At 60.5% G+C, this 24,860-nt stretch carries 24 protein-coding genes; 12 read left to right on the top strand and 12 right to left on the bottom strand.

The genetic code is table 11. From position 1 onward, the window contains the following. Positions 1-44: 44 nt before the first annotated feature. Positions 45-1,328 carry a DUF4097 family beta strand repeat-containing protein gene (locus tag FF098_RS12625; RefSeq protein WP_155141023.1) on the top strand — a complete coding sequence of 428 codons (1,284 nt, stop codon included), beginning with the start codon at positions 45-47 and terminating at the stop codon, positions 1,326-1,328. A 327-nt stretch (positions 1,329-1,655) separates the two neighbouring features. Beyond that, positions 1,656-3,146, top strand: coding sequence for a DEAD/DEAH box helicase (locus FF098_RS12620; RefSeq protein ID WP_155141021.1), 1,491 nt, complete (start codon positions 1,656-1,658; stop codon positions 3,144-3,146). 14 nt (positions 3,147-3,160) lie between these two features. Here FF098_RS12620 and FF098_RS12615 read toward each other — a convergent pair whose 3' ends face one another. Continuing rightward, the gene (locus tag FF098_RS12615; protein ID WP_155141019.1) at positions 3,161-4,819 is read right to left on the bottom strand and encodes a hypothetical protein; all 1,659 of its coding nucleotides are present in this window, start codon (positions 4,817-4,819) and stop codon (positions 3,161-3,163) included. A 103-nt stretch (positions 4,820-4,922) separates the two neighbouring features. On the opposite strand from FF098_RS12615, the gene FF098_RS12610 reads away from it, so the two are divergent. Continuing rightward, the gene (locus FF098_RS12610; RefSeq protein ID WP_229714583.1) at positions 4,923-5,789 is read left to right on the top strand and encodes a uracil-DNA glycosylase; all 867 of its coding nucleotides are present in this window, start codon (positions 4,923-4,925) and stop codon (positions 5,787-5,789) included. Between the two features lie 184 nt (positions 5,790-5,973). Beyond that, a complete protein-coding gene (locus FF098_RS17950; protein ID WP_166426513.1) occupies positions 5,974-7,740 on the top strand; it encodes a lytic transglycosylase domain-containing protein in 1,767 nt (588 codons plus the stop codon). Here FF098_RS17950 and FF098_RS12600 read toward each other — a convergent pair. Beyond that, a complete protein-coding gene (locus FF098_RS12600) occupies positions 7,733-9,175 on the bottom strand; it encodes an MATE family efflux transporter (protein WP_155141014.1) in 1,443 nt (480 codons plus the stop codon). The two genes, FF098_RS17950 and FF098_RS12600, sit on opposite strands and share 8 nt — an antisense overlap. Positions 9,176-9,348: 173 nt before the next feature. On the opposite strand from FF098_RS12600, the gene FF098_RS12595 reads away from it, so the two are divergent. After that, on the top strand, positions 9,349-9,759 hold the full coding sequence (locus FF098_RS12595) for a hypothetical protein (RefSeq protein WP_155141012.1): 411 nt from the start codon (positions 9,349-9,351) through the stop codon (positions 9,757-9,759). A 69-nt stretch (positions 9,760-9,828) separates the two neighbouring features. Next, positions 9,829-10,284 carry an avidin/streptavidin family protein gene (locus FF098_RS12590; RefSeq protein ID WP_155141010.1) on the top strand — a complete coding sequence of 152 codons (456 nt, stop codon included), beginning with the start codon at positions 9,829-9,831 and terminating at the stop codon, positions 10,282-10,284. A 12-nt stretch (positions 10,285-10,296) separates the two neighbouring features. Here the strand turns inward: FF098_RS12590 and FF098_RS12585 are convergent, their stop codons facing one another. From FF098_RS12585 to ahr, 4 genes are all read right to left on the bottom strand, one after another. Beyond that, on the bottom strand, positions 10,297-11,478 hold the full coding sequence (locus FF098_RS12585; protein WP_155141008.1) for a dipeptidase: 1,182 nt from the start codon (positions 11,476-11,478) through the stop codon (positions 10,297-10,299). A gap of 55 nt (positions 11,479-11,533) precedes the next feature. Then, positions 11,534-12,445 (bottom strand): FRG domain-containing protein, encoded by a 912-nt coding sequence (locus FF098_RS12580; protein ID WP_155141006.1) that lies wholly within the window; start codon positions 12,443-12,445, stop codon positions 11,534-11,536. Positions 12,446-12,603: 158 nt separating this feature from the next. Next, entirely contained in the window at positions 12,604-12,747 is a 144-nt protein-coding gene (locus FF098_RS12575; protein WP_155141004.1) for an Entericidin EcnAB, read from the bottom strand. 56 nt (positions 12,748-12,803) lie between these two features. Beyond that, on the bottom strand, positions 12,804-13,814 hold the full coding sequence (gene ahr, locus FF098_RS12570) for an NADPH-dependent aldehyde reductase Ahr (protein ID WP_155141003.1): 1,011 nt from the start codon (positions 13,812-13,814) through the stop codon (positions 12,804-12,806). Positions 13,815-14,040: 226 nt separating this feature from the next. Between ahr and FF098_RS12565 the strand changes: the two genes are divergently transcribed. After that, a complete protein-coding gene (locus FF098_RS12565) occupies positions 14,041-15,411 on the top strand; it encodes an MATE family efflux transporter (protein ID WP_166426512.1) in 1,371 nt (456 codons plus the stop codon). Here FF098_RS12565 and FF098_RS12560 read toward each other — a convergent pair. Beyond that, the gene (locus FF098_RS12560) at positions 15,401-16,012 is read right to left on the bottom strand and encodes a TIGR04282 family arsenosugar biosynthesis glycosyltransferase (protein WP_166426511.1); all 612 of its coding nucleotides are present in this window, start codon (positions 16,010-16,012) and stop codon (positions 15,401-15,403) included. The two genes, FF098_RS12565 and FF098_RS12560, sit on opposite strands and share 11 nt — an antisense overlap. Beyond that, positions 16,009-16,689, bottom strand: a complete 681-nt coding sequence (locus FF098_RS12555; RefSeq protein ID WP_155140996.1) for a TIGR04283 family arsenosugar biosynthesis glycosyltransferase — start codon at positions 16,687-16,689, stop codon at positions 16,009-16,011. The genes FF098_RS12560 and FF098_RS12555 overlap by 4 nt, the downstream gene beginning before the upstream one ends. Before the next feature lie 128 nt (positions 16,690-16,817). Here FF098_RS12555 and FF098_RS12550 point away from each other — a divergent pair, with 128 nt between their 5' ends. Next, complete coding sequence (locus FF098_RS12550; protein ID WP_155140994.1) at positions 16,818-17,957, top strand: PA0069 family radical SAM protein; 1,140 nt, start codon at positions 16,818-16,820, stop codon at positions 17,955-17,957. Between the two features lie 109 nt (positions 17,958-18,066). Here the strand turns inward: FF098_RS12550 and FF098_RS12545 are convergent, their stop codons facing one another. Genes FF098_RS12545 through FF098_RS12535 form a run of 3 tightly spaced genes read right to left on the bottom strand, consistent with a single transcriptional unit; the run spans position 18,067 to position 19,577 of the window. Further along, entirely contained in the window at positions 18,067-18,282 is a 216-nt protein-coding gene (locus tag FF098_RS12545) for a helix-turn-helix transcriptional regulator (RefSeq protein WP_155140993.1), read from the bottom strand. A gap of 10 nt (positions 18,283-18,292) precedes the next feature. Next, positions 18,293-18,676, bottom strand: a complete 384-nt coding sequence (locus FF098_RS12540; protein ID WP_155140991.1) for a hypothetical protein — start codon at positions 18,674-18,676, stop codon at positions 18,293-18,295. A gap of 1 nt (position 18,677) precedes the next feature. Beyond that, positions 18,678-19,577, bottom strand: coding sequence for an alpha/beta fold hydrolase (locus FF098_RS12535; RefSeq protein WP_155140989.1), 900 nt, complete (start codon positions 19,575-19,577; stop codon positions 18,678-18,680). Between the two features lie 224 nt (positions 19,578-19,801). Between FF098_RS12535 and FF098_RS12530 the strand changes: the two genes are divergently transcribed. From FF098_RS12530 to FF098_RS12515, 4 genes are all read left to right on the top strand, one after another. Further along, a complete protein-coding gene (locus tag FF098_RS12530; protein ID WP_229714582.1) occupies positions 19,802-20,461 on the top strand; it encodes a ribonuclease HII in 660 nt (219 codons plus the stop codon). Between the two features lie 68 nt (positions 20,462-20,529). Continuing rightward, positions 20,530-21,198 carry a hypothetical protein gene (locus FF098_RS12525; protein ID WP_155140987.1) on the top strand — a complete coding sequence of 223 codons (669 nt, stop codon included), beginning with the start codon at positions 20,530-20,532 and terminating at the stop codon, positions 21,196-21,198. A gap of 173 nt (positions 21,199-21,371) precedes the next feature. After that, positions 21,372-22,475: a site-specific DNA-methyltransferase gene (locus tag FF098_RS12520; protein ID WP_229714581.1), complete on the top strand. Its 1,104-nt coding sequence runs from the start codon at positions 21,372-21,374 to the stop codon at positions 22,473-22,475. A 133-nt stretch (positions 22,476-22,608) separates the two neighbouring features. After that, positions 22,609-22,899, top strand: coding sequence for a DUF2218 domain-containing protein (locus FF098_RS12515; protein WP_155140983.1), 291 nt, complete (start codon positions 22,609-22,611; stop codon positions 22,897-22,899). Positions 22,900-23,489: 590 nt separating this feature from the next. Here FF098_RS12515 and FF098_RS12510 read toward each other — a convergent pair. Further along, positions 23,490-24,758: an MFS transporter gene (locus tag FF098_RS12510; protein ID WP_155140981.1), complete on the bottom strand. Its 1,269-nt coding sequence runs from the start codon at positions 24,756-24,758 to the stop codon at positions 23,490-23,492. Between the last annotated feature and the right edge of the window lie 102 nt (positions 24,759-24,860).

Raw genomic sequence — 24,860 nt, 5'->3', positions numbered from 1 at the left:
TAAAATTAGTTGACAGCTCTCCGGGCCAGGATAAGCTTCTCTGCATGAAACATTTTCACGCGTCCCGCCCCGCCCCTGTCGCAGTTATTGTCGCCACGCTTATGCTTGGCAGTGCCGCATCCGCCTTTGCCCAGCAGGACGAGCAGGAATTTCCCCAGCTGATGGAAACGCCAGTGGCCGTGCAGGACGTCAGACCGGACATGATCCAGTCGGACCGGGTCAGGGCTGCCTTTCAGGGCGTCCGCATCATGGAAACGCTCGATTTCAGCACCGATGAAGTCGAGCTGGAAAACATCAACGCCGTCGTCCGCGTCATGCCGCAGGATCGGCAGGATGTCTCCATCGACTTCCACAAGGGGCCCAAGCCGGAGTTCGAAGTAATAGGCGGCAAGCTGGTCGTCGATGGCGGTATTGAGGACAGCAATGGCTGGGGCTGGAACAATGACTGGTGCAGCAGGCGCGACCGCAAGAACGAGCGCACCGTCATGACCATCCGTGTACCCCGGCAACTGGACATCGCTTTCGATGGCGCCGTCGATGCGGCGGTCGGCCCGTCCGATGGCGGTGACGTCGCCATGTTCGGGTGCGGGCACGCGGATGTCGCCCCGGTCAATGGCGACCTGAACGCGAAAGCCGGTAACTCCACGTCCCTGCGCATCGTCTCGATCGCTGGCAATGCCAGCCTGCACTCCATGAACTCAAGCGACCTGAAGGTTGACGGCCCTATCGGTGGCGATCTTTCCGCCAAGGTTATGAACTCCTCCGACATGGAGCTGACAAGCGTTGCCGGAAACGCGACCATCGAGGATTTCAACTCGGCCGATCTGGAACTGACGACCATTGGCGGCGACCTGACCGTGAAGGTCTACAACTCCGCCGACCTTGAAATCGACGCCGTCGCCGGTTCCGTCATTGCCCGGATCATGAATTCAGGCGACCTTGACCTCGACCGGATCGGCCGCGACCTCGACATCGAGATCAGCAATGGCGCCGGCGCGGAGGTCGACACTGTCGGCGGCTCGCTGGAAGCGACGCTGAACAATGGCAGCGACCTTGAGATCGATGCGCTGACCGCCGCCGCCAGCGTCGACGTGACCCTCAACCAGGGCAGCACCATAGAGATCGCCAATGGCGCCATCGGGTCGCTGGACCTCACCATGTACCAGGATTCCACCTTCGATTTCGGTGGCCGGGTCGAGACAGCCGACATCCACATGTATAGCGACCGAGACAGCTACATCGCCGAGGTAATCGATGTGCGTTTGCGCAAGGATGACCGCGCCGGTGGCGAGGTACGCTTCGGCAAGATCACCAATCTTAACCAGTAGTCTGCCGCCGCGTACCGGCCTGAACCGACCTAACCGGAAAGTCATTGACATTGGCCGCGCAAGCGCCCATGTGCAGGCCATCGTCAGCGCGGAACCCCCGCGCATGAGGTGAGCCAGCGTGAAGCGCTGCCGGTGAGACAGCCGGTATCCGGGCCGCCCCTTCGGACGATACCTCCCCTACGCACCCTTATTCACGCGGGTCGTTCAACACGAACCGCCGACCCTTTTTTGGGGCCCGTTTTGGCCATCAGCCCGAACGCAGGCTGCACCAGATTCCAGATACGAGCGCTGCGCGTTCCCGCGCGCGCCAAGATGAAAGATTATTCGATGACTGACTTTAATTCCCTGAACCTCGCCGAGCCGATCCTGAAGGCGCTCGCCGCCGAGGGCTACACCAAGCCGACCCCGATCCAGTCGCAGGCGATCCCGCCGGCGCTGGAAGGCCGCGACATTCTCGGCATCGCCCAGACAGGTACCGGCAAGACCGCCGCCTTCGCCCTGCCGATCCTCAACCACCTCGCCGCCAACCCGGCACAGCTGAAAGCCAAATCCACCCGCGTGCTGATCCTCGCGCCGACGCGCGAACTGGCAAGCCAGATCGCCGTCTCCTTCCGCACCTATGGCCAGCACATGAAAGTCAGTGTGGCGACGGTTTTCGGTGGCATTCCCATAAACCGCCAGATTCGTGAAATGCAGCGCGGCGTCGACGTGCTGGTCGCCACACCCGGCCGCCTGATTGACCTTGTCCAGCAAAAGGCGCTGACGCTGTCGAATGTCGAGGTGCTGGTCCTCGACGAGGCGGACCAGATGCTCGACATGGGCTTCATCCATTCCCTGCGCAAGATCGTCCCGATGGTGCCCAAACAGCGCCACACGCTGTTCTTCTCCGCGACCATGCCGAAGGCAATCGCAGAGCTTGCCGCACAATTCATCAAGAACCCGGTAAAGGTCTCCGTCGCCCCGGCGGCAACGACAGCCGAACGCGTCGACCAGGTCGCCGTGCATGTGAACCAGAACGAGAAACAGGCGCTACTGACCCTGACCCTGCAGGATGAAAGCATCGACCGCGCCCTCGTCTTTACCCGGACGAAGCATGGTGCCGACCGCGTGGTCAAGCATCTCGCCCGGGCCGGTATCACTGCTGCTGCCATCCATGGCAACAAGTCCCAGCCGCAGCGCGAGCGCACCCTCGGCGCGTTCCGCGATGGCAGCCTGAAGATCCTCGTTGCGACCGATATTGCCGCGCGTGGTATCGACATAGATGGCGTATCTCACGTGATCAATTTCGAGATTCCCAACGTACCCGAACAATATGTCCACCGCATCGGCCGCACGGCCCGCGCCGGACGCGACGGCATCGCCCTGTCTTTCGTCGCCTCTGACGAGCGCCCCTATATGCGTGACATCGAAAAGGTAACGAAACAGAAGGTGCCGCTCGCCGAGCTGCCGGAAGGCTTCAACCGCTCGGTTGCCGAGATCAACGCCCTGCCGCCGGTTGCCAAGGAAGAGCAGAAGCAACAGCAACAGCCCCGCTCCGGCCGCGGCAAGAACAACCGTTCGCGCAACCGCAAGCGCGCAGGCTCTGGTGCTGGTGGTGGCAATGCCGGTGGTAATGACAACGCCCAGCGCGGCGAGGGCCGCAGCCAGCAACCGCGCAAGGCAAATTTGTCCCGCAGCAATAGCCGCCGCGATGACCGCCGCAACGAAACCGTCGGTGCAGGTGCCAACGACACGGACAATCACTACCAGAAACCGCGCCCGCGCAACTCGCAGAAACGCCGCGCCAAGTCAGGCCAGCGCCGCCGCGAAGACGCGTGAGGGTTGGGCCTGCATCAACCAGCGGGGCAAACCAAACTGCCGTGATAATCGTCCGGCTCTACGGCTTGCTTCGCCACAAGAGCTTCCAGTAAGGGCCTGTACCGGACGACATCGGGCCCGCCGCTCCCCTGCTCAAGGTAATTGCGCTGATCCGGGCCCATAATGGCGACAACGGTTTTGAGGAGGGCTTCGCGCTCCTTTTCGGTGGTATATCTGGCTGCCAGCTGATAGACTAGGTCGTCCTGATAGGGAGTATTCGCAACGCCGAGATATTTTGCGGCGAGTTCGAGGCCAATTTCCCGATTGCAGACGAGATCGTTCAATTGGCTGTTATTCTCGTGCGTATACGCAAGCAGAATAGATCGAACCGGCAAGGCGAATTCATGACTGTAGGCGGGCTCATCGCTATTGATCAGTCTGGTTAGCTCCGCCTCGGCCCACTGCAAGACTTCTTCATCACGGGCGAGGGCAAGCTTCAGTGTAACAGTCGGACGATCCCTGAAGTTATCTGGCCGCAACGACGCTGCGACTTCCTCCGTCAGTTTGCCCAGAAACCAGTCATGGGTATCAAATATCTGCACATAGGCAAGTTCCAGTTCTGGCCAGACCTGACGGACATAATCGTCAGTCATCCACAGGCGCTGCCCGTCCTCACTCTCTTGGTAAAGCCCCTTCACCGAGCCGAAGAAATCCCGAATCCTGTAAGCATCCTCAAGGGTCACGATACGAAATGCATTGGTCTGGAAGAGGTCGACAGCCTTCCTGATCTGGCCGTCTTCAATGAAATACCGTATCGCCTGTATCAACGCGCCTGTCTCGGGTAGTGGTGATGCAACGGCCGCCTCGAAATATGATCCGACACCCTCATGGGCGCCGACAATGAAGGCCAGCAGAATCCGGTCACGCACTAACGCCAGCCTCTCCTCATCATGATCAAAATCTGGCGGCCAGATATCCGGGAAGGGTGCTTCAGCCGCGCCCAGGGAAAACTCATAGAGCTGGCGCAGATAGGCAGTCGGCTTTAACGGTGTAATCGAGGCAAGATGGATACGGATATCATTGGCGAGTTCGAGATCTCGCGCGGATGCACCCTCGGCCCGCAACGCCAGATTTCTTTCATGGAGCACCGAGAGGGCATCCACCGGTTCATAGGTCGCCTGAACGGAGAGATAGTATTCGATAGCCTCGATCCAGAGCGACTCCTCACCGGAATAATCTTCCGCATCCCTCGAGAACGCATATTCAGCGCTATAAGAACCATCGTCATTTCGATCCATCAGGAACACATACTGATCGCCGATCCGGAAGGTGTAGCGGCTGCACATTCCCGCCATGGCCTCGGAATTGACCCGAGTGATGATGCCAGGATCGCTCGGCACTGGCTCGCCCGGGCGTCCCCTGCGGACCATGTCACCTTCCTCGACATCTCCCTTCAAGACCTTGTCGACTGAAAAGACGACCGTCTTGCTGAAATCGTCTCCCCATGTTGTTTCCAAGTCCTCGGTTTCGGTGGCAGTGACGATAACGATGACATCGGAGAGGGCGACAAGCTCATAATTGCTGGGACGGAAGAAATCCGGACCGGGAGAACATGACCATGCATTCGAAATGCCGGCCGCCATCAGCGCGAACCCAGCGCCCACCGTAATCCATCCAGCCCGTATGGTTTCCATGAAAATTCACGCCTCCCTTTGTGAACCATCCTGCCTCAGCAAGGAACATATGCCAATCTTCGAAAACCTTGCCCCATCTCGGGCCCGCGCCTAGTGTAGGCCCATGTCCGACACCTCCCCCGAAACCCCGCCCATGGATGCCGTCGCCCTGCGTGCGCTGCTGACCTGGTATGCGGAAATGGGGATCGACGACATCACCGGCGAGGTGCCGTCAGACTTTTCGGAATGGACCGGCCCGGCGAAAAAGATGCCTCAGGTTCCCCAGCCCGCGCAGCAAGCGCCCCGCGCAGCTAGTCCCCAACCGAAGCCCGCACCTGCTCCAATCATCCCCGGCGATGCGCCTGTCCCCGCCGACGAAGCAATCGCCGCGGCGAAGGCTGCCGCCGCCGCCGCAACCGACATCGAGAGCCTGCGCGAAGCGATCATGGCCTTCGATGGCTGCCCGCTGAAACCGGGCGCGCGCAACACGGTGATCGATGATGGCATCGCAGGCGCGCCACTGATGCTGCTGGGCGAGGCACCGGGCCGCGACGAGGACCGGATCGGCAAGCCTTTCGTCGGCCGCGCCGGGCAATTGCTGGACCGCATGCTCGCGGCCATCGGCCATTCCCGGCAGGAAGGCGAGCTTGCCCCCGCCTATATCTCCAACGCCATTTTCTGGCGTCCGCCCGGCAACCGCGCGCCGACTAAAGCCGAGATTGCCATCTGCTTTCCTTTCGTCGAGCGGCTGATCGAACTGAATGCGCCGAAGGTGATCATTACCCTCGGCAATACACCGACACAGACCCTGTTCGAGGATGCCCCCGGCATCACCCGCTCGCGCGGCACATGGCGGGACCATGCAACGGCGGGCGGTGCAGTCATCCCCGTCCTGCCAACCTTCCACCCGGCCTTCCTGTTGCGCCAGCCGGCCCAGAAGCGTCTCGCCTGGGCAGACCTGATCGAGATCCGCAAGCGGCTTCAGTCCTGAACACCCGGCGTGCCCGGACACCCGGCGATCCGGTTAACCATCCCTTAACCCTGCATTACAAATGTGGCGGGTTGCCGCCCGCCTGTTTCCATCGGGCCCGGGCGCTGGTAGTTTGAAAGACCAGACCTGTCAGAAAGGGTATATCACGATGCTGCAGCGGGTGCTTCCGGCGCTTTGGATAAGTGTGATTTTCGTCGCAGGCTCGGCGCTGGCCGTAAATGCCGCAGCACAGGTGGCAACACCCTTGAGCGAGGCCGATGCTGCCCGCTATCGCGCGATCTTCCAGGAACAGGAAGAAGGCGACATGAAAACCGCCGACGCGATCATCGCCAAGCTGGAAGACCCGATCCTGATGGGTCACGTCCTGCACCAGCGCTACATGCACCCGACGGCGTGGCGCTCCAGCTATGAAGAGCTGTCGTCATGGCTCGACAAGTATGCCGACCATCCGAATGCGGACGTTGTCTACGCCCTTGCCTCCAAGCGCCGCCCGCGCGGGGCGATCGCGCCGGACAATTACCAGACCCGCCGCTGGCGCACCAAGGAAGAGGACTGGCTGCCGCCAGCCCTCAAGGAAGACTACAAGAACAACCGCAACCCGGCCGAGGTCGCCCGCATCGAGGGCTATATCCGCTATCTCAATGCCGATGACCGCCCGACGCAGGCGCTGAATTATATCAGGACGCCTCGCTGGCGGGCCGAGTTCACAGATGCGCAATATGACCGCGTCCTGTCGTGGATCGCTGCATCCTATTACTACAACGAAAACCTTGCCGAGGCCTCGCGCCTGGCAAGGGAAGTTTCCGCCCGCAATGGCGACACTGCGGTGCTCGCCTACTGGGTCGCGGGACTGACCTCATGGCGCAAGGGCGAGTATCAGGCCGCTGCCGACTATTTCACCCGCATGGCTGACGTGAAATACCAGGAAGCGTCATTCCGCGCCGCCGCCGGTTTCTGGGCCGCCCGCGCCAACCTCGCCACCGGTCGCCATGACAAGGTCATCCCCTATCTGCATATCGCCGCCCAATTTCCCTTCACTTTCTACGGCCAGCTCGCCCTCGGCCAGCTGGGCCAGGAAAGCGGCGTCGACTGGTCGGCCCCGCGCCTGACCGAAGCCCAGTGGAACGAGATCAGCGCAAAATCCGTCCGTGTGCGCCGTGCTGCGGCCCTTGCCCAGGTCGGCATGGAGACGCTGGCCCACACGGAAATGCGCTGGGCCCATGGCGAACTGGAAGATGCCGATGACGCGGCCCTGATGGCCGTCGCCTTCGACACGAAACTCTGGGCCGCCCAGATCGACATGGCGATTGCGTCTGCCGCGCATCTGCCCGATGCAACGCCGTTCACCGCCGCCGGGCTATATCCCGTGCCGGACTACGCCCCCAATGACGGATTCAAGATCGACCGGGCGATCCTGTTCGGCATGATCCGCCAGGAGAGCAAGTTCAAGACCGAGGCCCTGTCCCGCGTTGGTGCCGCCGGCCTGATGCAGCTGATGCCGCGCACAGCAAGCTACGTCGCCAATGACAGCTCGCTGATGCAGAACGGCAAGGCCAGCGACAAGCTGTACGAGCCGGGCTACAACATGCAGCTCGGCCAGTCCTATATCGACCAGCTGTTGACCCGCTATACCGATGGCGACCTGCTGGAAATGGCCATCGCCTATAACTGGGGGCCGGGGAATCTGTCACGCTGGAAAGCCGCCAATCCGATGACGGACGAATTGCTGATGATCGAGAGCATACCCAATCCGGAAGCGCGCGATTTCGTCGAATATGTCCTGACAAACATGTGGGTCTATCGCGCCCGCCTCGGCCAGCCGGCCCCCAGCCGCGACTCCCTCGCCGCCGGCGGCAAGGCGATCTATGTGCCGGTCGACACGAAAAACGCCCGCACGTCGCAGCTTGGCTCACCAATGGGCGGCGCTGGCGACCTCGTCTCGATCAACTGACCAGCCCGAACCGATCGCGCAGGATGAAGCGGCCGGTCAGCACGACCGCAACGAAAGCAAGCCCCGCTGCAAGGCCATACCAGACGCCCATCCCTTCCAGCGGCGTATGGAAACCGAGCCAGAACGACAGCGGCATGCCGACCAGCCAGTAACCGACCAGAGCGATCACCATGGGCACGGTCGTATCGCTGAGGCCCCGCAGCGCAGCGCCCGCCACGACCTGCGCCCCATCGACCAGCTGGAACAGCGCCGCGATGCCCAGATAGCCAGCGGCAAGCGCGATCGGCACCGCGTTTTCAGGCGCTGCCGGGTTGAGGAACAAGTGGATCAACGGCTCCGGCATCTGCCAGAAGATCAGTGCCGTCACGCTCATCACCGACATCGCGACTATGTAGGACGCCCAGCCGGCAATGCCGATCCCGGCGCGGCGCCCCTCGCCAAAGGCGAGCCCCACGCGGATCGTCGTCGCCTGGCTGAGGCCGAACGGGATCATGAAGGCAAGCGCCGCCAGTTGCAGGGCGATGGCGTGGGCGGCGAGTTCGTCCGTACCGATACGCCCCATCATCATGGCCGCTGCAGCGAACAGGCCGACCTCGGCCATGGACTGAAGCCCGATGGGCAGGCCGAGGGTGAATATCTGGCGGAAACGCTGCCAGTCCGGTCGCCAGAAGCGGGCAAAGATATGATAGCGCCGGAACCGCCGGCGCAGCTGCACATAGGCAAGCAGCATCAGCAGCATCACCGTGTTGACCGTGACGGTGGAAATCGCGGCACCGAGCAACTCCAGCCGCGGCGCACCGAAATTGCCGAACATCAGCGTGTAATTACCGAGGGCGTTCACGGCAATGCCGGCGATCGTGATGATCAGCACGATGCGCGTCTCTCCGTGCACGGAAACAAGCGTGCGCAGGACAGCGAAGAACAGCATGGGGACGATTGAGAAGACGGCCGTGTGCACGTAGGTTTCCGCCATCGCCAGTGTCTGCTCCGTCTGGCCGGTCAGTCCGAGCAGCGGGCGTACCTGCCAAAGCACGGGGATGATGACGGCACTCATCACCAGCGCCGCCCAGAAGCCCTGACGCGCCGTGCGGCGGACATTGCGGAACTGCCGTGCGCCCAGCGCCTGTGCCATCATCGGCGACAGCGCGAACAACAGGCCGAAGCCGAACACAAACAAAGGATGCAGGTAGGCGACGGCGAGCGTGCCGGTTGCCAGAAACTCCGGTCCGAGCCAGCCCATCATGAGGGTGTCGGTCGTAAAGATCGCCATCTGCGCCAGCTGCGCGATGATCAGCGGCCATGCCAGACGCAGTGTCGCGCCCAGTTCGACCAGCCAGTCGCTGCCCGGGGCCAGCCTGAACAGGGGCAGCCGGCGGCTCTCGCTCGCACCAGCGTCGTCAGATCTGCTGTCCTGTTCTTTCCCCTGATAATCCATGATGTCAGCCTGTTCTTGCGTATCGCTGGCATCACCTCTCGTCCGGCCAGCCGGCCTGAATACAGGAGCGCCGCCAAAAGGCAACCGGAAAAACCTGACTGAACGAATTATTCCGCTTGCGGCGCACTGCGTGCCGGAAGACAATGACAGGCAGGAAACGAGGAGGTATTTCAATGATCAAGAGAATTCTGACGGGCTTTCTGGCAGCCTGCATGCTCCCGGCTGCGACTGTCTCGGCACAGCAGACGCCCGCCAATCTGGATGAGGCGATTGTCGAATTCACCAGGGTCTGCATGGCAGACCAGACGCAGTATTTCGACAGCTATGCGCAGGCCGAGACAAGCTGCGCCTGTTCGCTCGGCATGTCGGGTGGCTATTTCAACGAGGCCGACTTCATCAGCTACCTGGTGCTGTTGCAGGAACTGCTCAAGCACGGCGACCTCAGTACGGACGAACAATTCGACAGCTTCGTGAATGCCCTTCTCGCGCGTGGTTTTGACGAAGAAAAGATTATCGACTTCATGGCCGCCGCCGAGGAACTTGGCGAGATCGAAGTCACCTATTGCGGCGCCTATTGGGAATAGCCCCACAACTTGACCGATGCCCGATATCCCTGGACACTCGACCTCGATTTGAGTGATTGAGAGTGTTCCATGACAAAGACTGCATGCAGCCTTGCTGCAATCGTGGCCCTGGCGGGTGGAATCACTATGCCCGCCATGGCTGCCGATTGCGAAAACCTTGCCGGCGAATGGACCAATGCCGAAGATGGCGCACCGACGCTGGTCATTACAGAGGTGGAGGAAATCTCCGGCCACCTGCGCGGGCAATTCACGTCCCCCTCCGGCACGGCGGGCGAAGCCTTCGCCCTTACCGGCTGGGTTGTGACAAGTAAGGATGATAGGGCCGAGGATGTTGTCCCAGCCCTGACCTTCTCAGTCCGCTTCACGCCCTATGGCAGTGTCTCGGCCTGGTCAGGCACGTGCCGGGCGCTCGATGGAGTACCGACGATCGAGACGATCTGGCACCTGACCCGGTCCCATGCAGACTATGACTGGTCGCACCAGTTGACGGGCACGGATGTTTTCGTGCCCGTCGCTATGGAATAGTAGACAAGCCTGTTATTCTGGCAGATTTTCGGACAGGTATCGCAAGACATTTTCGCCCATCACCTTGCGGATATCGTCCGTGCTCATGCCAAGATAGAGAAGCCGGTCCGTGATCGCCGCCAGTTCGGACGTGTCGAGTTCGGTCGTGACCGTGCCGTCGAAATCAGACCCCAGCGCGACATGGTCGACACCGAATTTTTCAGCGGCGTAGAAGATGACATTGGCGATGCCGAGCGGCGAGGCATCACAGGTGACATCTTCCCAGTAACCGATGCCGATCAGCCCACCGCCCTCGGCGATCCGCGCCATCAGCTCGTCGGGAATGTTGCGCTTCGTCTCGCAATACGACTTTATACCGGTATGGGAGACGACCAGCGGCGCATCCGTCATCGCCAGCACATCCTCCACCACCGCAGGCGATGAATGGGCAACATCGATGACCATGCCCAGCTCAAGGGCGCGGGCAACAGCGGCCTGGCCGAACTCAGTCAGCCCATCATTGGAAATGCCATGCAGCGAACCGCCTAGCTCGTTATCGAAGAAATGCTGCAGGCCCATCATGCGGAAGCCCTCGTCGAACAGCCGGTCGACATTGGCCAGCTCTCCCTCCAGCGGATGCGCCCCCTCCATGGCGAGCAGCCCACCCATTACGGCCTTGTTGTCCTGCCTTGCCGCTAGCATTGCCGCAAGGTCAGATCGTGTGCGGATGATCAGAAAATTTTCATCTTCGCGCTCGACCTCCTGCAGCCGGTGCGCCTGATAGGCGGCACGCTCATAGATCGACCCCCAGGTCCGCATCGGCCAGTGCTGGCCGATCGCGAGGATGGTGATGTCATCCGAGCTTGCCTCATTGGTCTCGTAATTCAGCCCGCTCGGGCTTTTCGTAACGGTCGAGAAAACCTGCAGCGCCACCTCGCCCTCGCGCAGGCGCGGCAGGTCGGTCTGGCCATAGTCATGTCGCTGGGCCGGGTCGCGCATCCACAACAGCGTATCGGCATGCAGGTCGGCGACGTTGAGCGTCTCATGCAGCGCCGCCGCTTCGGGAGCAATGTCATAGGGTTCGTGCGCCACGACCGGGTTCATGTCCCGGTCGGCATTGGTCGCAACGACAGGCAGCACGAACCAGTAGACGACCAGCGCTATAAGGATCAGAACGACGGCAAGCCCGCCAAGAAGTTTGAGCAGGAGTTTCATATGAATGATATCATACTTCTAAAAAAAGCATACATGATAGTTTTCAGCATGGAGATCATCCCTTATAGATATCAGATATAACCTTTGCCGATTTATCGATTTCAGGAAATAGGGTTTCCGTATTAATACCTAAACTATTAAGCTCTTTCAGAATTTTCTTCTTACTTTGCCTCTTTATGTATATTTCAGTTATTTCAAAATCATCCATAGGAAAGAAAGGTTTTTCAGGGTTTTCCCAGTATAGGCCAAACGCCAAGAAAGCTCCATTTTGCGCGATAAGTCTTTTATGCAATTTTCGCGGACTTACAGCTACAATGTTCACTAAGTCAATTGGGTTTATGCGAGCCCGGAATCCCGGTTTCTCCATCCTTACATAGTGCACTAACCTTTCAACATCCTCAACCGCATTGAAGTTCTCAACTAATGCCTGAATATACTTTCCCCTGTCCTCAGGATAAACACTTTTTACAAGATCTCTACAATCTTCAAAATGTTTTTTTAAGTATTCTTTTTGATTAAATGTGAGCATACTTAAATTTGCAATGCAGGATAGCGTATCGCTATCAAAAAACTTTATGCGCTCCGCACCAGGTGCGAAAACAATAACCTCTCCATCTTTATCTTTCTCTTCTGAGGGTCCTTGACAGGCAAAATATAGAGCTATCAATGGATTTTTTGTTACGTCGAGTAGGCGTGTTGGCAATCCATAGTGTTGCGCCCTGACCAGTTTTTCAAAGGTTGTTCTGTCTTGCTCGAATTCGAATGGATGATCAGTAAGCAACTGCTTTATCATCGAGTCTTCGTTGTACTCATGTGCCTCTAGACGAGAAACAGATGGCACGGCATCAAAAGACTTCCATTCATGCCCACGATAATATAGCTGACCCTTCTTGTTTGATTGCAAAACTTGGTTAATTCTCCGCAGAAACGTCTCGACTGATGTGGCTGGCCTATATTCGCTAGGCATATTTGCTTTCTCCCTTTTCCAGATTATGGGAGAAGACTGACGAGATTTCTAATTTATTCTCGTTTGTATTTGATAGTACCTACAGTTCCGATCTGCTATAAAAAAAGCGGCACCGGGAGACCCGATGCCGCTTCTTCTCTCTCTCATTCGGTCAGGCGTTATTCGCCGTCTGTCGCATCTTCAGCTGCGTCGCCGACAGCTTCTGCATCTTCACCCATACCTTCGATGGTGTTGCAGGCGGTCGCGCCGAACACCAGGAACAAGGCGGCTAGCAGGGACAGTTTGTTTGAAAAAATAGACATAGCCCGTTCTCCTTCTAATGGACCCGTAATGAACAGGCCTGCCAGGACAAAGTTCCCTATCGCGTCAAAACAATTCTGTAGCGTGCCTTGCCCTCTTCCAGATGGGCCATCGCCTCGTTGACCTTGTCCATGGGATAGGTCTCCGTCTGCGGCGCGATGCCGTGGCGGGCGCAGAATTCCAGCATGGTCGCGATGCGGGCAGGCGAACCGATATCCGACCCACCGACCAGTTTCGAGCCGGCGATCAGGGAGAATGCAGGCACGGCCATCGGCTCGGACACCATCGCGCCGACCGTCACGAAGCGGCCACGCGGGGCGAGCGCGCCGAGATAATCGCCATAGGGTAACGGCACGTTCACCGTCGACAGGATGAAATCGAACTTCCCGGCGAGCTTCTGCAGCGTGTCTTTATCGCGCGTATTGGCAACCTTGTGGGCGCCGAGGCGCTTGGCTTCCTCTTCCTTGTCGGGGCTGGTGGTAAAGGCCCAGACTTCGCAACCCCACGCATTGAGGAATTTCAGCGCCATGTGGCCGAGCCCGCCAATCCCGACAACACCGACCCGGTCAGTCGGCTTCACGCCATAGTCGACGATGGGCGAGAAAACGGTGACGCCGCCGCAGAACAGCGGGCCTGCCTCTTCCGGCGTGATGCCATCCGGCAGCGGAATGGTCCAGGCGGCCTGCGCGCGAACCTTGTCGGCGAAGCCCCCATGGCGTCCGACGATTGTACCGACCGATTCCGGGCAGTGATGCTGCTCGCCCGACAGGCACTGGTGGCAGTGCAGGCAGGAATGGGCCATCCAGCCGACACCGACGGTCTGGCCTTCCTTCAGCCCTTTTACCGCGCTGCCGATCTTGGCGACCTTGCCGATCACCTCATGGCCCGGCACGAACGGATATTTCGCCATGCCCCATTCATTGTTCAGCATCGACAGGTCGGAATGACAGATGCCGCAGCTGGTGACATCGACCTCCACCTCGTCGGCATCGAGCTCGCCCGCGTCATAGCTGAACGGTTCCAGTTTGCCGCCTGCTTCCTTCGCGGCCCATGCATTGATCGTGGTCATTAGAAATCCCTCCTGCTTGGTTTCAGAACAGGATGTGGCGTCAGCAGCCCTCCCGGCAAGCGGCTTTGGCAGATCGCGCGTTTGTGTGATCGCGCTGTGGCTAAAGCGGTCGGCGGGGCGTATATGGCACCCAATGACCCGCCAGCCACCAGCCACTTCCTCCAGCAACGACACGCCGCCACCCTCTTCCTCACCCCCTCCGCCTTCGACCAGGGGGGCCGAGCATATGCAGGCGCGGCTCACAAGGGGCCCGGTCGGCTGGACGCTGTGGCGCCTGTCCTGGCCGATGACGATGGGGCTGTTCTCTATCATCGCCTTCAACATCGTCGATACGTTTTACATCGGCATGCTCGGGTCCGACCCGCTCGCCGCCATCGGCTTCTGCTTCCCGGTGATCTTCTTCATGGGCGCGTTCGCCATCGGCCTCGGCTTCGGGGCGCAGTCCGTCGTCTCCCGCGCCATCGGCGAAGGCAACATGCCCCGCGCAAGGCGCCTGACGGCGAACACCATGACCCTCGTCATCGGCTATTCGATCTTCATGACCGTGCTGATGCAGCTGATCTCGGACCCGATCTTCCGCCTGCTCGGCACGCCAGAAAACCTCATGCCCTACGTCAATCAGTATATGGACGTCTGGTATATGGGGCTGATCTTCCTCGTCTCGCCGATCGTTGCCAACTCGCTGATCCGCGCCAATGGCGAGGCGCTGATCCCCTCGATCATGATGGTCGTCGCCGCCTTTATCAACGCGGTGATCTCGCCGGTGCTGGTCTTCGGCTGGCTCGGCTTTCCGGAACTGGGCATGGCCGGGGCTGCCTGGGCGACCATCGCCGCACGCTTCACCATCGTCGTTGCCGCCGTATGGTATCTTGGCTTCCATGAAAAGGTGATGGAGGTGTCCTGGCGCTCGGTGCAGGCCCTGCCGCGCCATGTCGGCTCGATATTGCGGTTCTCCGTACCCGCCACAATCGCCCAGCTGGTCTCCCCGCTCGCCACCGCTGCCATCGTGCGGATGCTGGCAGAATACGGACAGGACGCGGTCGCCGGCTTCACCGTCGGCTCCCGCATCGAGACGCTGATGCTGATCCCGTTCTTTGCCCTGCAACAGGGCGTCGGCCCGTTCATCGGCCAGAATGTCGGCGCGAAAAAGCCGGAGCGGCTGGAACAGGCCGAACGCTGGATCTGGCGCTTTGCGGTATTCTGGGGCGTCATTTCCATGGTGGTGCTCGCCTGTTTCGGCGGCGATATCGGGCATTTCTTTTCCGACCATGAGGAGATCATTGCACGGACGGACCAGTTCCTGATGCTGACCGGCATCGGCTTCGTCTTCGCCGGGCTGTTCTATGCCGGGCTTGGCGTGCTCAACCCGCTCGGCCATCCGAACCTCGCCGCGATGATGAGCGCCGTTCGCTTTCTCATCGTCTATATCGGCGCAGCGTATCTTCTGTCACGCGGCCTGATCCCGGGCATTGACGGGCCGACCGGCGTGTTCATCGCAGCCCCCCTGTCATGGCTGATCGCAGGCACCCTCGCCGCATGGCTGATCAATTCGAGGCTGCCGCATGGTGAGAAGGCGAAGACAAAAGCTACTGCCTGATGCTCCGTAGCAGGATTTTATAATCAAGGTCAGCAGCCTCATCCACATCCTGCAAAACGGGCAGCCGCGCGATGGAGAAATCTTTTGGCAGGCTCGCCAGCGTGTCGGACAGCGCATGCTCGCCGGACCAGCGCACATTCAGGAACACCTCTGGCGCTGCCTTGAGCCGCTTCAACCCGATCAGCCAGTAACCGCCATCCTCCGCCGGCCCGGCCACGGCATCAAGATGCCTGAGCAGATGAAAGGCCCGGGCGATGTGATTGCGACTGACCTGCGGCGCGTCGGAACCGATAATCACGACCGGCCCAGGCGGCACAGCGTCCAGCACATGGCGCAGACGCTGGCCGAGATCGCCTCTTACTTGACCAACGCGCTCCAAATGCGGCGGCCACGCATGCCACCAGCCCCGGCCAACGGCAGTGGGTGGATCGACTGCCAGCACCGTGCGCCAGCGCGGATCGCTCCCCAGCCGCTTGACCAGTATATTCGTTGACTGACGATAGAAACTGACCGCTCGCGCCAGGCCGATCCCGGCGGCAAGGCGCGTCTTCGCCCGCCCGGCCATCGGCGCCTTCAGAAAAATCACCAGCGTCGGCTTCACCGGTACATCTCCACGATCCGCTCCACCGGCACACCGCGCTTGTAGGCGGCGATGCATCGGGCATTCTTCAGCACACGGGCAAAGTATCCGTCGGTCCGGTATCTCGCGGCCGACGTCACAGCCTGCGCCGGGATCGCCGTCAGCGTGCCCTCTTTCTTGATCCGGTCGACGAGATCGACATCCTCCATCAGCGGCATCGGCCGGAACCCGCCCAGCGCCTGATAGAAGACGCGCGGGATCAGCAGGCCCTGATCGCCATAGGGCAGCCGCAACACGCGGCATCGCAGGGCGACCCCCGCCTCCACCAGCCGCGCACCTACTTCCCGATCATCGAGCTTGAAGCGGAAATAGCCAGCCCGCTTAACGCCAGCCCGGCTCATGAAAGTCTCCGCCGCCTGTTCCCAGCCCGGCTGCAGCACCGTGTCGGCATGCAGGAACAACAGCCAGTCTGCCCGCGCCTGCCCCGCCCCGGCGGCGAGCTGCGGCCCGCGCCCCTTCTGCCCGGAAACGATATCCGCGCCTGCCTCCTCGGCAATCACGACCGTCTCGTCGCTCGAGCCGCCATCGGCGATAATCACCTGCCGCACCAGCCCATCGACCGTTGCTGGCAGCAGCGCCGCGAGGCAGGCCGGCAGCGTTGCGGCGGCATTGAGCGTGGGGATGGTGACGGTGATCATCCCTTCTTCCTGCCGGGTTGCGGCGCGCCGTGCAAGGGGATGCGCAAGCACACAGGCTGTGGAAAACCGCGAGAACAAAGCATAAATTTTGTTCTTGATTTGTTCTTTTTGGATGATATCGTCTGGTCATGGCCCGCGCTACGCCCCTCACCTTCCGCCCCCCGACCACACCCGCCCAAGGGGGGACGCCGCCGCTTCGGGAGAAGGGGCGTGGCGCGCGGTCTAATTCTTCCGGTCGCTATGAGAGCGAGAAACGGGAGGAGTTCGACGATGGCTGGAGCGCCGATGGGGAGGAGGGCCTGCCAGAACCGGTAAAGACCCACATCACCCACGAGACGCCGCGCAAGATCGTCACTTTCAACAACTCGCCCTATGTGGGCTTCGACCGCTCGATCAATCCCTATCGCGGCTGCGAGCATGGCTGCATCTATTGTTTCGCGCGGCCGACCCACGCCTATATGGGCCTGTCGCCAGGTCTCGATTTCGAGACGAAGCTGTTCGCCAAGCCGGATGCCGACAAGCTGCTGGTCAAGGAGCTTTCGAACCCGAACTACAAGCTGCGCCCCATCGCCATCGGCACCAACACCGATGCCTACCAGCCGATCGAGCGGCAGTATCTGGTCATGCGCAAGATCCTCGGTGTGCTGTCCAACTTCAATCACCCGGTCTCGATCCTGACCAAGTCGGACCTGATCATCCGCGATCTCGATATCCTCGCGCCCATGGGGGAAAAGAACCTGACCCGCTGCATGATCTCGATCACGACGGAAGACCGCAAGCTTGCCCGGGCGATGGAGCCCCGTGCGCCGACGCCCGCCCGCCGCTTCGATGCGCTGAAACGCCTCGTCGATGCCGGCATCACCACCGGCATCATGACCGGGCCGATGATCCCCGGACTGAATGATTCGGAGATGGAAGAGATTATCGAAAAGGCGGCCGAAGCCGGCGCGACCTATTCTGCCTACACGATCCTGCGCCTGCCGCTGGAGGTCTCGCCCCTGTTCCAGGAATGGCTGGAGACCTTCGCGCCGACCCGCGCCACCCGCATCATGCGCCATATCCGGGAGATGAATGGCGGGCGCGATTACGACCCGCACTGGTCACGCGGGGCAGAGGTGAAAGGCGTCTTCGCCAAGCTGATGATGACGCGCTACCGCAAGGTGCTGGAGCGCACCGGCCTTGCCAATGGTCGCGACCGCGTGCCACTCGACACGACAAGGTTCCGCGTGCCCGCCAGCGTGACGGGTCAGGGGGATCTGTTCGGGTAGGTGTGATGAGAGATTATGACAGCAACTTGACCTTCTTGTTCGAGCGAAAGGTTTAGCCAGCCTGTCTAAAAGGGCGTGCAAGGAACTTCAGGCCTTGCACGCCCGCCATTTACTCTGCCGCTTTCTCTTCCCCCAGCTGCGGATCGAACACTTCCTCGATACGGCAGCCAAAGGCCATGGCGATCTTGAACGCCAGCATCAGGGACGGGTCGTGCTTGCCTGTTTCCACCGCGTTGATCGCCTGGCGGGAAACGCCGACCCGCTCGCCCAGCGCTTCCTGGCTCCATCGTCTCTCGGCGCGCATCACGCGCATTCGGTTTTCCATCGGCCCGCCCTCACATATACCGCATGCGCACGAAAATCTGCGCGATGCCGGCTGTGCCGATCAGGGCCGGAAACACCCAGATCATGGAGATTGGCGGCACGTCGATCGCCCCCTCAAGGAAGCCATAGGAAAAGCTGGCAAGCCCGACGAGAACGAGCGATACGAGGCAGCTTTCATTGATGATGCGCTGCTGCACCTCGTCCATCGACCGCACAAAATCGAGGATGACGAAGATCATCACGATGGCGGGGATGACCGGGATCATCGACACGGCAATCCGCATCCATGGCGCCATCTCCTCGGCTGGCAGCAAATTGATGCCGAAAACCGAGACCGTGTAGAAAGCGAAGATCGCCAGCATACGGATGGAATATTTCGTGGCTTCCTTTTTCATCTCATTCCCCTTCGATAAAGTCCTGCAGCGCCTCGGCAAACGCGTCCGGCTGATCAAGCATGATAAAGTGGCGCGAGTCGGGAACGACGATGAACGTCACGTTTTCCAGCCCCGCATACTGCCCTTGATAGACACCGAGCAGCGCTTCCTCGCTGACGCCGATGCCGGCATGATGGGGCACCAGCACTGTCACCGGCACGGCAAGCCCCGCCAGCTCTGCGCTGTAATCGGTCGACAGCATCTCGCCGGTCACGGCCGCAGCACTTGCCTGATCGGAAGCCTTTGCCGCCTCGAGGATCATCTGACGATCAGCCTCACCCGACGCCTGCCTGTTCAATCCGGAAGCGACAAACCCCGCAAATTGCTCTGGCGTCGCATTCTTCATCTGCATCGCCATCACGGCGCCCTGCTGGGCGGCAGCGTCCGCACTGATCCCGGGCTGGAACAGCGCCGGCAGGAAGGGCACGGAATCGACTACCAGCACGCTGTGGACAAGCTCCGGATGCTCCGCCGCCAGCAATAGCGCGACCAGACCGCCCATGGAATGACCGACAAGCCTCACCTGCCCGGCATCCCGCGCCGCGATCTCGCCAGCCAGCGCCTCGACCGCCGGGGCGATATAAGGCGATGGCTCGGCAACCGGCGGCGTGCCAGCCATCCCGGCAAATCTGACCTTTTTGGCCGCTATGTCTCCAACAGTCGCGACGGCCTCATCGAAAACATCCGGGGACGACATCAGCCCCGGCAGGAAATACACAACCTCGCCTTCACCCGCCGTCTCGATGCTGACGCGCTTCGCCTCCGGCTCCGCTGCCCATACGCCAGCGGAGTGCAAGGCCGTGACGATCGCCACGACCAGGGCGATGACCACGCCCGCATTCATTTTCCCGCACCATTTCATGACAAAATCTCCTGTCCTGTTCTATCGACAGTATGTCATATATACCTGACAAACGGTAATGTCAAGACTACCTGACATAAATCCAGTTATTCCCGCTTCGTGCTGTCAGCGTCAACGCAGCAACTTTTCCACAGCGACACCCTGTCAGCTTCCTGTTCTTTTGCTTTCAGGCCAGAATCGGGCTGGTAATCTTTCGTTAACCATATTCTTCAAGGGGCACCGGAGTGGCTGAACGCGCGCCGAAAATCAGGCCGACCTTCGATATCGAGCGAAAACTGCCCGGTCTCGTCTGCGGCATCGACGAGGCAGGCCGCGGCCCGTGGGCCGGGCCGGTGGTTGCCGCCGCCGTGATCCTGAACCCGGATTGCACCCCCGCCGGCATCTGCGATTCCAAGATGCTCAGCCCCACCCGCCGAACGGAGCTGGCCCACGCGCTGTGGAAGACAGCCCGCATCGGCGTCGGCATCGCCACTGTAGAAGAGATCGACCGGATCAACATCGCTCAGGCGACCATGCTGGCCATGGCCCGCGCCGCCGCAACACTGCCCGTGCCGCCGACCACGGCCATCGTCGACGGCAACATGAAGCCGAAGCTCGCTTGCCCGGCTTATACTGTGATCAAGGGCGACGCGAAATCTTTGTCCATCGCCGCCGCCTCGATCATCGCCAAGGTCACCCGCGACCGGATGATGCTGGAGCTTGCCCGCGCCTGGCCGTGGTATGGCTGGGAATCGAACAAGGGCTATTGCGCGCCGGTCCACCGCGCCGGGCTGGAACGCCACGGCGTCACCCCTCATCACCGCCGCTCCTTCGCGCCCGTGCGAGCCTGCCTTGAGGAGCGCAGCGAGTTTGCCCTGCCGCTCAGCCTGCAGCCCGCTGCCTGACCGGCTTTTAACTGTTCCACTCCGGCATTTATCCTCTAGCCTCCAGCGTGGATCGAGGAAAAACTGCCATGTCGCGTATCTTGACGGCCCTAATAACCCTGACCGTTTTGTTGTCTTCCGCCCGGGCGGCTGACCTGCCCGCGCCGCTGACAGCGGCGTTTGACGAGGCCGCTCAGTATGCGGACTTCCGTGCCTCCTTCTCCATGCGCGCAACCTCTGACGAGGGCGTGCTTGTGATGCGATATGACGCACAGAATGAAGACTGGATTATCATGGAAGGCGATCTGGCCGACCTTGATAAATCCGGGCGCACCGTCATCGAAGACATGCAGGCAAGACTGTCCGCGCCGGGCAAGATCACCTATCATGAAATGGCCGGAAAGATTTCCTCTGCGGTGCTGACAGAGGACACGGGAAGCGAGCTTGTCTATGCGGTCACCCTCGTTAACGAGGATGGTGAAATGGGGGAGAAGATGCAGGATGCCGTAAACCCGACGCTTGTCCTCGACAGCGAGACCGGCAAGATCTCTCGCTTCTCCATGAAGGCCGACAAACCTTTCAAGCCCGTTCCTGTCGCCCGGATCGATACAATGGTGCTGGAACAGGCCTACACCGTCCTTGATGACGGTCCGGCGGTGATCAACCGCTTTCATAATGATACAACCGGCAGCATGATGTTCAAAAATTTTTCGCAGCGATATACCATCGAATTATACGATTTTGTCCCGGTGAAATAAGGGCTTAGAGCCCGGTTAACCTTGGTTAACGCATTGACTCTGCTCATTAATTTCAGATCACCTCTTGACCGGGGACTCCCGGGGACTCACTATGCCCTCCCGGCTTGTGAGTGATGAGGGTTTTGAACGTGGCGGCAAAAGGCAAAAGATCAGCAGGCAGAATATCAGCAGAGATGCTGGATACGATCCTGCAGGGCGACTGCATCGAGACGATGCGCACCCTGCCCGATGCCTCCGTCGATCTCATTTTCGCAGACCCGCCCTATAACCTTCAGCTCGGCGGCGACCTGTCGCGGCCCGATAATTCCCGCGTCGACGGCGTCGATAATGACTGGGACCAGTTCGAGAGCTTCAAGGTCTATGACGAGTTCTCACGCGGCTGGCTGAGCGAGGCGCGGCGCGTGCTGAAGCCCGACGGCGCGATCTGGGTGATCGGCTCCTATCACAACATCTTCCGCCTCGGCGCGAGCCTGCAGGACCTTGGCTTCTGGATGCTGAACGATATCATCTGGGTGAAGACCAACCCGATGCCGAATTTCCGCGGCACCCGCTTCACCAACGCGCACGAGACGCTGATCTGGGCCGCCCGCGACCAGAAATCCAAGCCGACCTTCAACTACACAGCCATGAAGGCCGGAAATGAAGATGTGCAGATGCGCTCCGACTGGCTGTTCCCGCTATGCACGGGCGAGGAGCGGCTGAAGGGTGAGGATGGCAAAAAAACCCACCCGACGCAAAAGCCGGAGGCCCTGCTACACCGCATCATCATGGCGACGACGCAGCCGGGCGATGTCGTGCTCGACCCGTTCTTCGGCACCGGCACGACCGGCGCGGTCGCCAAGATGCTCGGCCGTCACTTCATCGGGCTCGAACGCGATGAGGCCTATATCGAGGCGGCAACCGCCCGCATCGCCGACATCCGCCCGGTCGAGAAGCGCGACGCGACGCCCATGCCCTCCCCCCGCGCCGCGCCGCGCGTACCGTTCAACCAGGTGGTCGAGGCCGGCATGGTCCGTCCGGGCACGATGCTGTATTGTTCCAAGCGGAAATATGCCGCCCGGGTGAAGGCAGACGGCACCCTCGCCGTGCCGTCGAAATTCGCGAAATCCGTCGAGGTCGACCAGGGCTCCATCCACAAGATTGGTGCCGCGGTACAGAAAGCGCAGGCCTGCAATGGCTGGACATTCTGGCACGTGGAAACCGATACCGGGCTGAAGCCGATCGACACCTTCCGTGAGCAGATCAGGCGGAACGGCAGCCCCTCTGCGAAGTCGTAGAGGGCTGCTTCCACTGAGTTCTTTCAGTTAGATGCGGCCTGCAAAACACTGTTGCCGAAAAAACCACAATCTGATAATGCAAATCATTATCAGATTGTTTATATCGAGTCCTGCAACATAGAAGGATTTGACCATGACCCTGAAAGCGACCGCACAGACTGACAAAGCAAGCCGCTATCTGCAGCAGCTTAGCAAACACTGGGGCCATAAGTTCCATGTCGACTTCACGCCGGAACAATCGACGATAAAACTCCCGATCGGCGAGGTCTTTCTTCAGGCCGGGGACGCGGCGTTATACATCTCGCTTGAGCCTGAAAATGACGACAGCGCCGACAAATTGAAAGACGTCGTCGTCCAGCACATCGACCGCTTCGCCGCACGGGAAGGCGGTCTTGTGTATGTCTGGGACCAGAACCTGGAATAAGAGTTCCGCTTACGGATCAGGCGGAACGTGAAGTAAAGAGCTCAGCGGTACCCGTTGTTAGAAACGTACAGGTTGCAGCAATAAAGAACACCGCCCACACAACTGCCCAGAATAATTGTACCCAGTGTATTGTCTGGACGTAGGCCCTGACACTGGCCGGCAATGACGAAAATCCTTCCCCACGATCGGTCCGCCATCCAATGCCGATCCAATGCATGCGGCTATGGGCAAGAGCGTGACGCTTGGGGAAGAAAAGCCAGAACAATCCCGTCAGGACAGACGAGATCAGCCCGTACAGCCAAAAAGCTGCGAATAGCGAAATTGAAATCGTCACCCACATAATTATTAAATGGTGATTGTGCAGAATTGTGGCAATGGCGGGGCCGTGCCAAGTTGCACCGTGAACGGTGAAACCGCTCCATTCATCTTTCGGCTGCGATTGTGCCTCAAGTCCTTAAGCCGTCAAGGCGCATACCCGCTACGCGGCGGCGAAGCCGGCCTTGACGGCTTAAGGACTTGAGGCAACGCTGCTCGCCGAGAAAAAGAGTGGTATGATAAGAGCAGTCCACGGCCATAATTACAAACCGCCCCTACTCCGTCTTCACCAGCGATTTCGCATCCCTCAGCTCCGGGAACACGACCCATGCCAGCCCGGCGACCGCGACCGCGCCGACACCGCCGAAGATGACGGCGGGCACGGCGCCGATCCACGCCGCCATGAACCCGGCGCGGAATTCACCGAGCTCGTTCGACGCGCCGAGGAAGACCATGTTGACGGCGTTGACGCGGCCCCTCACCTCGTCCGGGGTCCATAGCTGCAGCAGCGTCTCGCGGATATAGACCGACACCATGTCCGCCCCGCCGATCAGCGCCAGCGCGACGATGGACAGCCAGGTGATGGTCGACAGGCCAAACAGGACAGTGAAGACACCGAACAGGGCAACGTAAAAGAGCAGCCACTTGCCCGCATGGTCGCGCACAGGCTTTGCCGCGAGGAACGCCGCGACAATGACAGCGCCGATGCCGGGGGCTGCCCGCAACAGGCCGAGGCCCCACGGCCCCATATGCAAGATGTCCCGCGCATAGACGGGCAGCAGCGCCACCGCGCCGCCAAGCAGCACGGCGAACAGGTCGAGCGTGATCGCGCCCAGCACGACCCGCTCCTTGCGGATGAACCGCAGCCCGTCAAAGAGCGAGGAAATCGTGACCTTCTTTCCCGTCTCGCGGGCGGGCGGCTTGGGGATCATCAGCACAAGCATGAATGCGACGGCCAGCATCCCCACAGCGACGCCATAGGCAACCGGCGCGCCGACCCCGTATAGCAGCCCACCGCCGACCGGCCCGCCAATGCTGGCGACCTGCCAGGAGGAGGAGTTCCACGCGACCGCATTGGGGAAGACGGATTTCGGCACGAGGTTGACGACCAGCGACTGGGCCGCCGGCCCAAAGAACGCCCGCGCGATGCCGATGCCGGTCAGCGCAACGAAGATCGGCACAGGGCCGGACAGTCCGGTTACGGAAAAATAGAGGATGGCCCCGGCGCAGAGAAGCTCCAGCGCGATGGACGCGCCCATCACCTTGCGCCGCCCGACAGTGTCCGCCACTGCACCGGTGATGAAGACCAGCAAGAGTAGCGGCAGGAATTGCACGAGGCCGATGATGCCGAGATCGGCCGGATTTCGCGTCAGGTCATAGACCTGCCATGCGACGGAGACAGACAGGATCTGTACCGCGAAACTGGCCAGGAACCGCGCCGCCCAGTACAGCACAAAGGCCGGATAGCGGAACGCAATGAACTGGTGCGATACCGGCTTCTCCGCCTGGTCATCTGGCTGGTTCTGGTTCTGAGTATCTTCCATCGCGCCAGATAGCGACGGGTTACCCTGATGGGCAAGCAAAGTTTTGTGGCTCGGCAAAATGCCCGTTCAAACACGAAACGCCCCGCCGGTTCAGGGCGGGGC

The sequence above is a fragment of the Aquisalinus luteolus genome (genome assembly GCF_009712425.2).
Classification (GTDB): Bacteria; Pseudomonadota; Alphaproteobacteria; order Caulobacterales; family Parvularculaceae; genus Aquisalinus; species Aquisalinus luteolus.
Note: the sequence above shows the minus strand (reverse complement) of the source record. Positions and strands in the feature narration are given on the sequence as shown.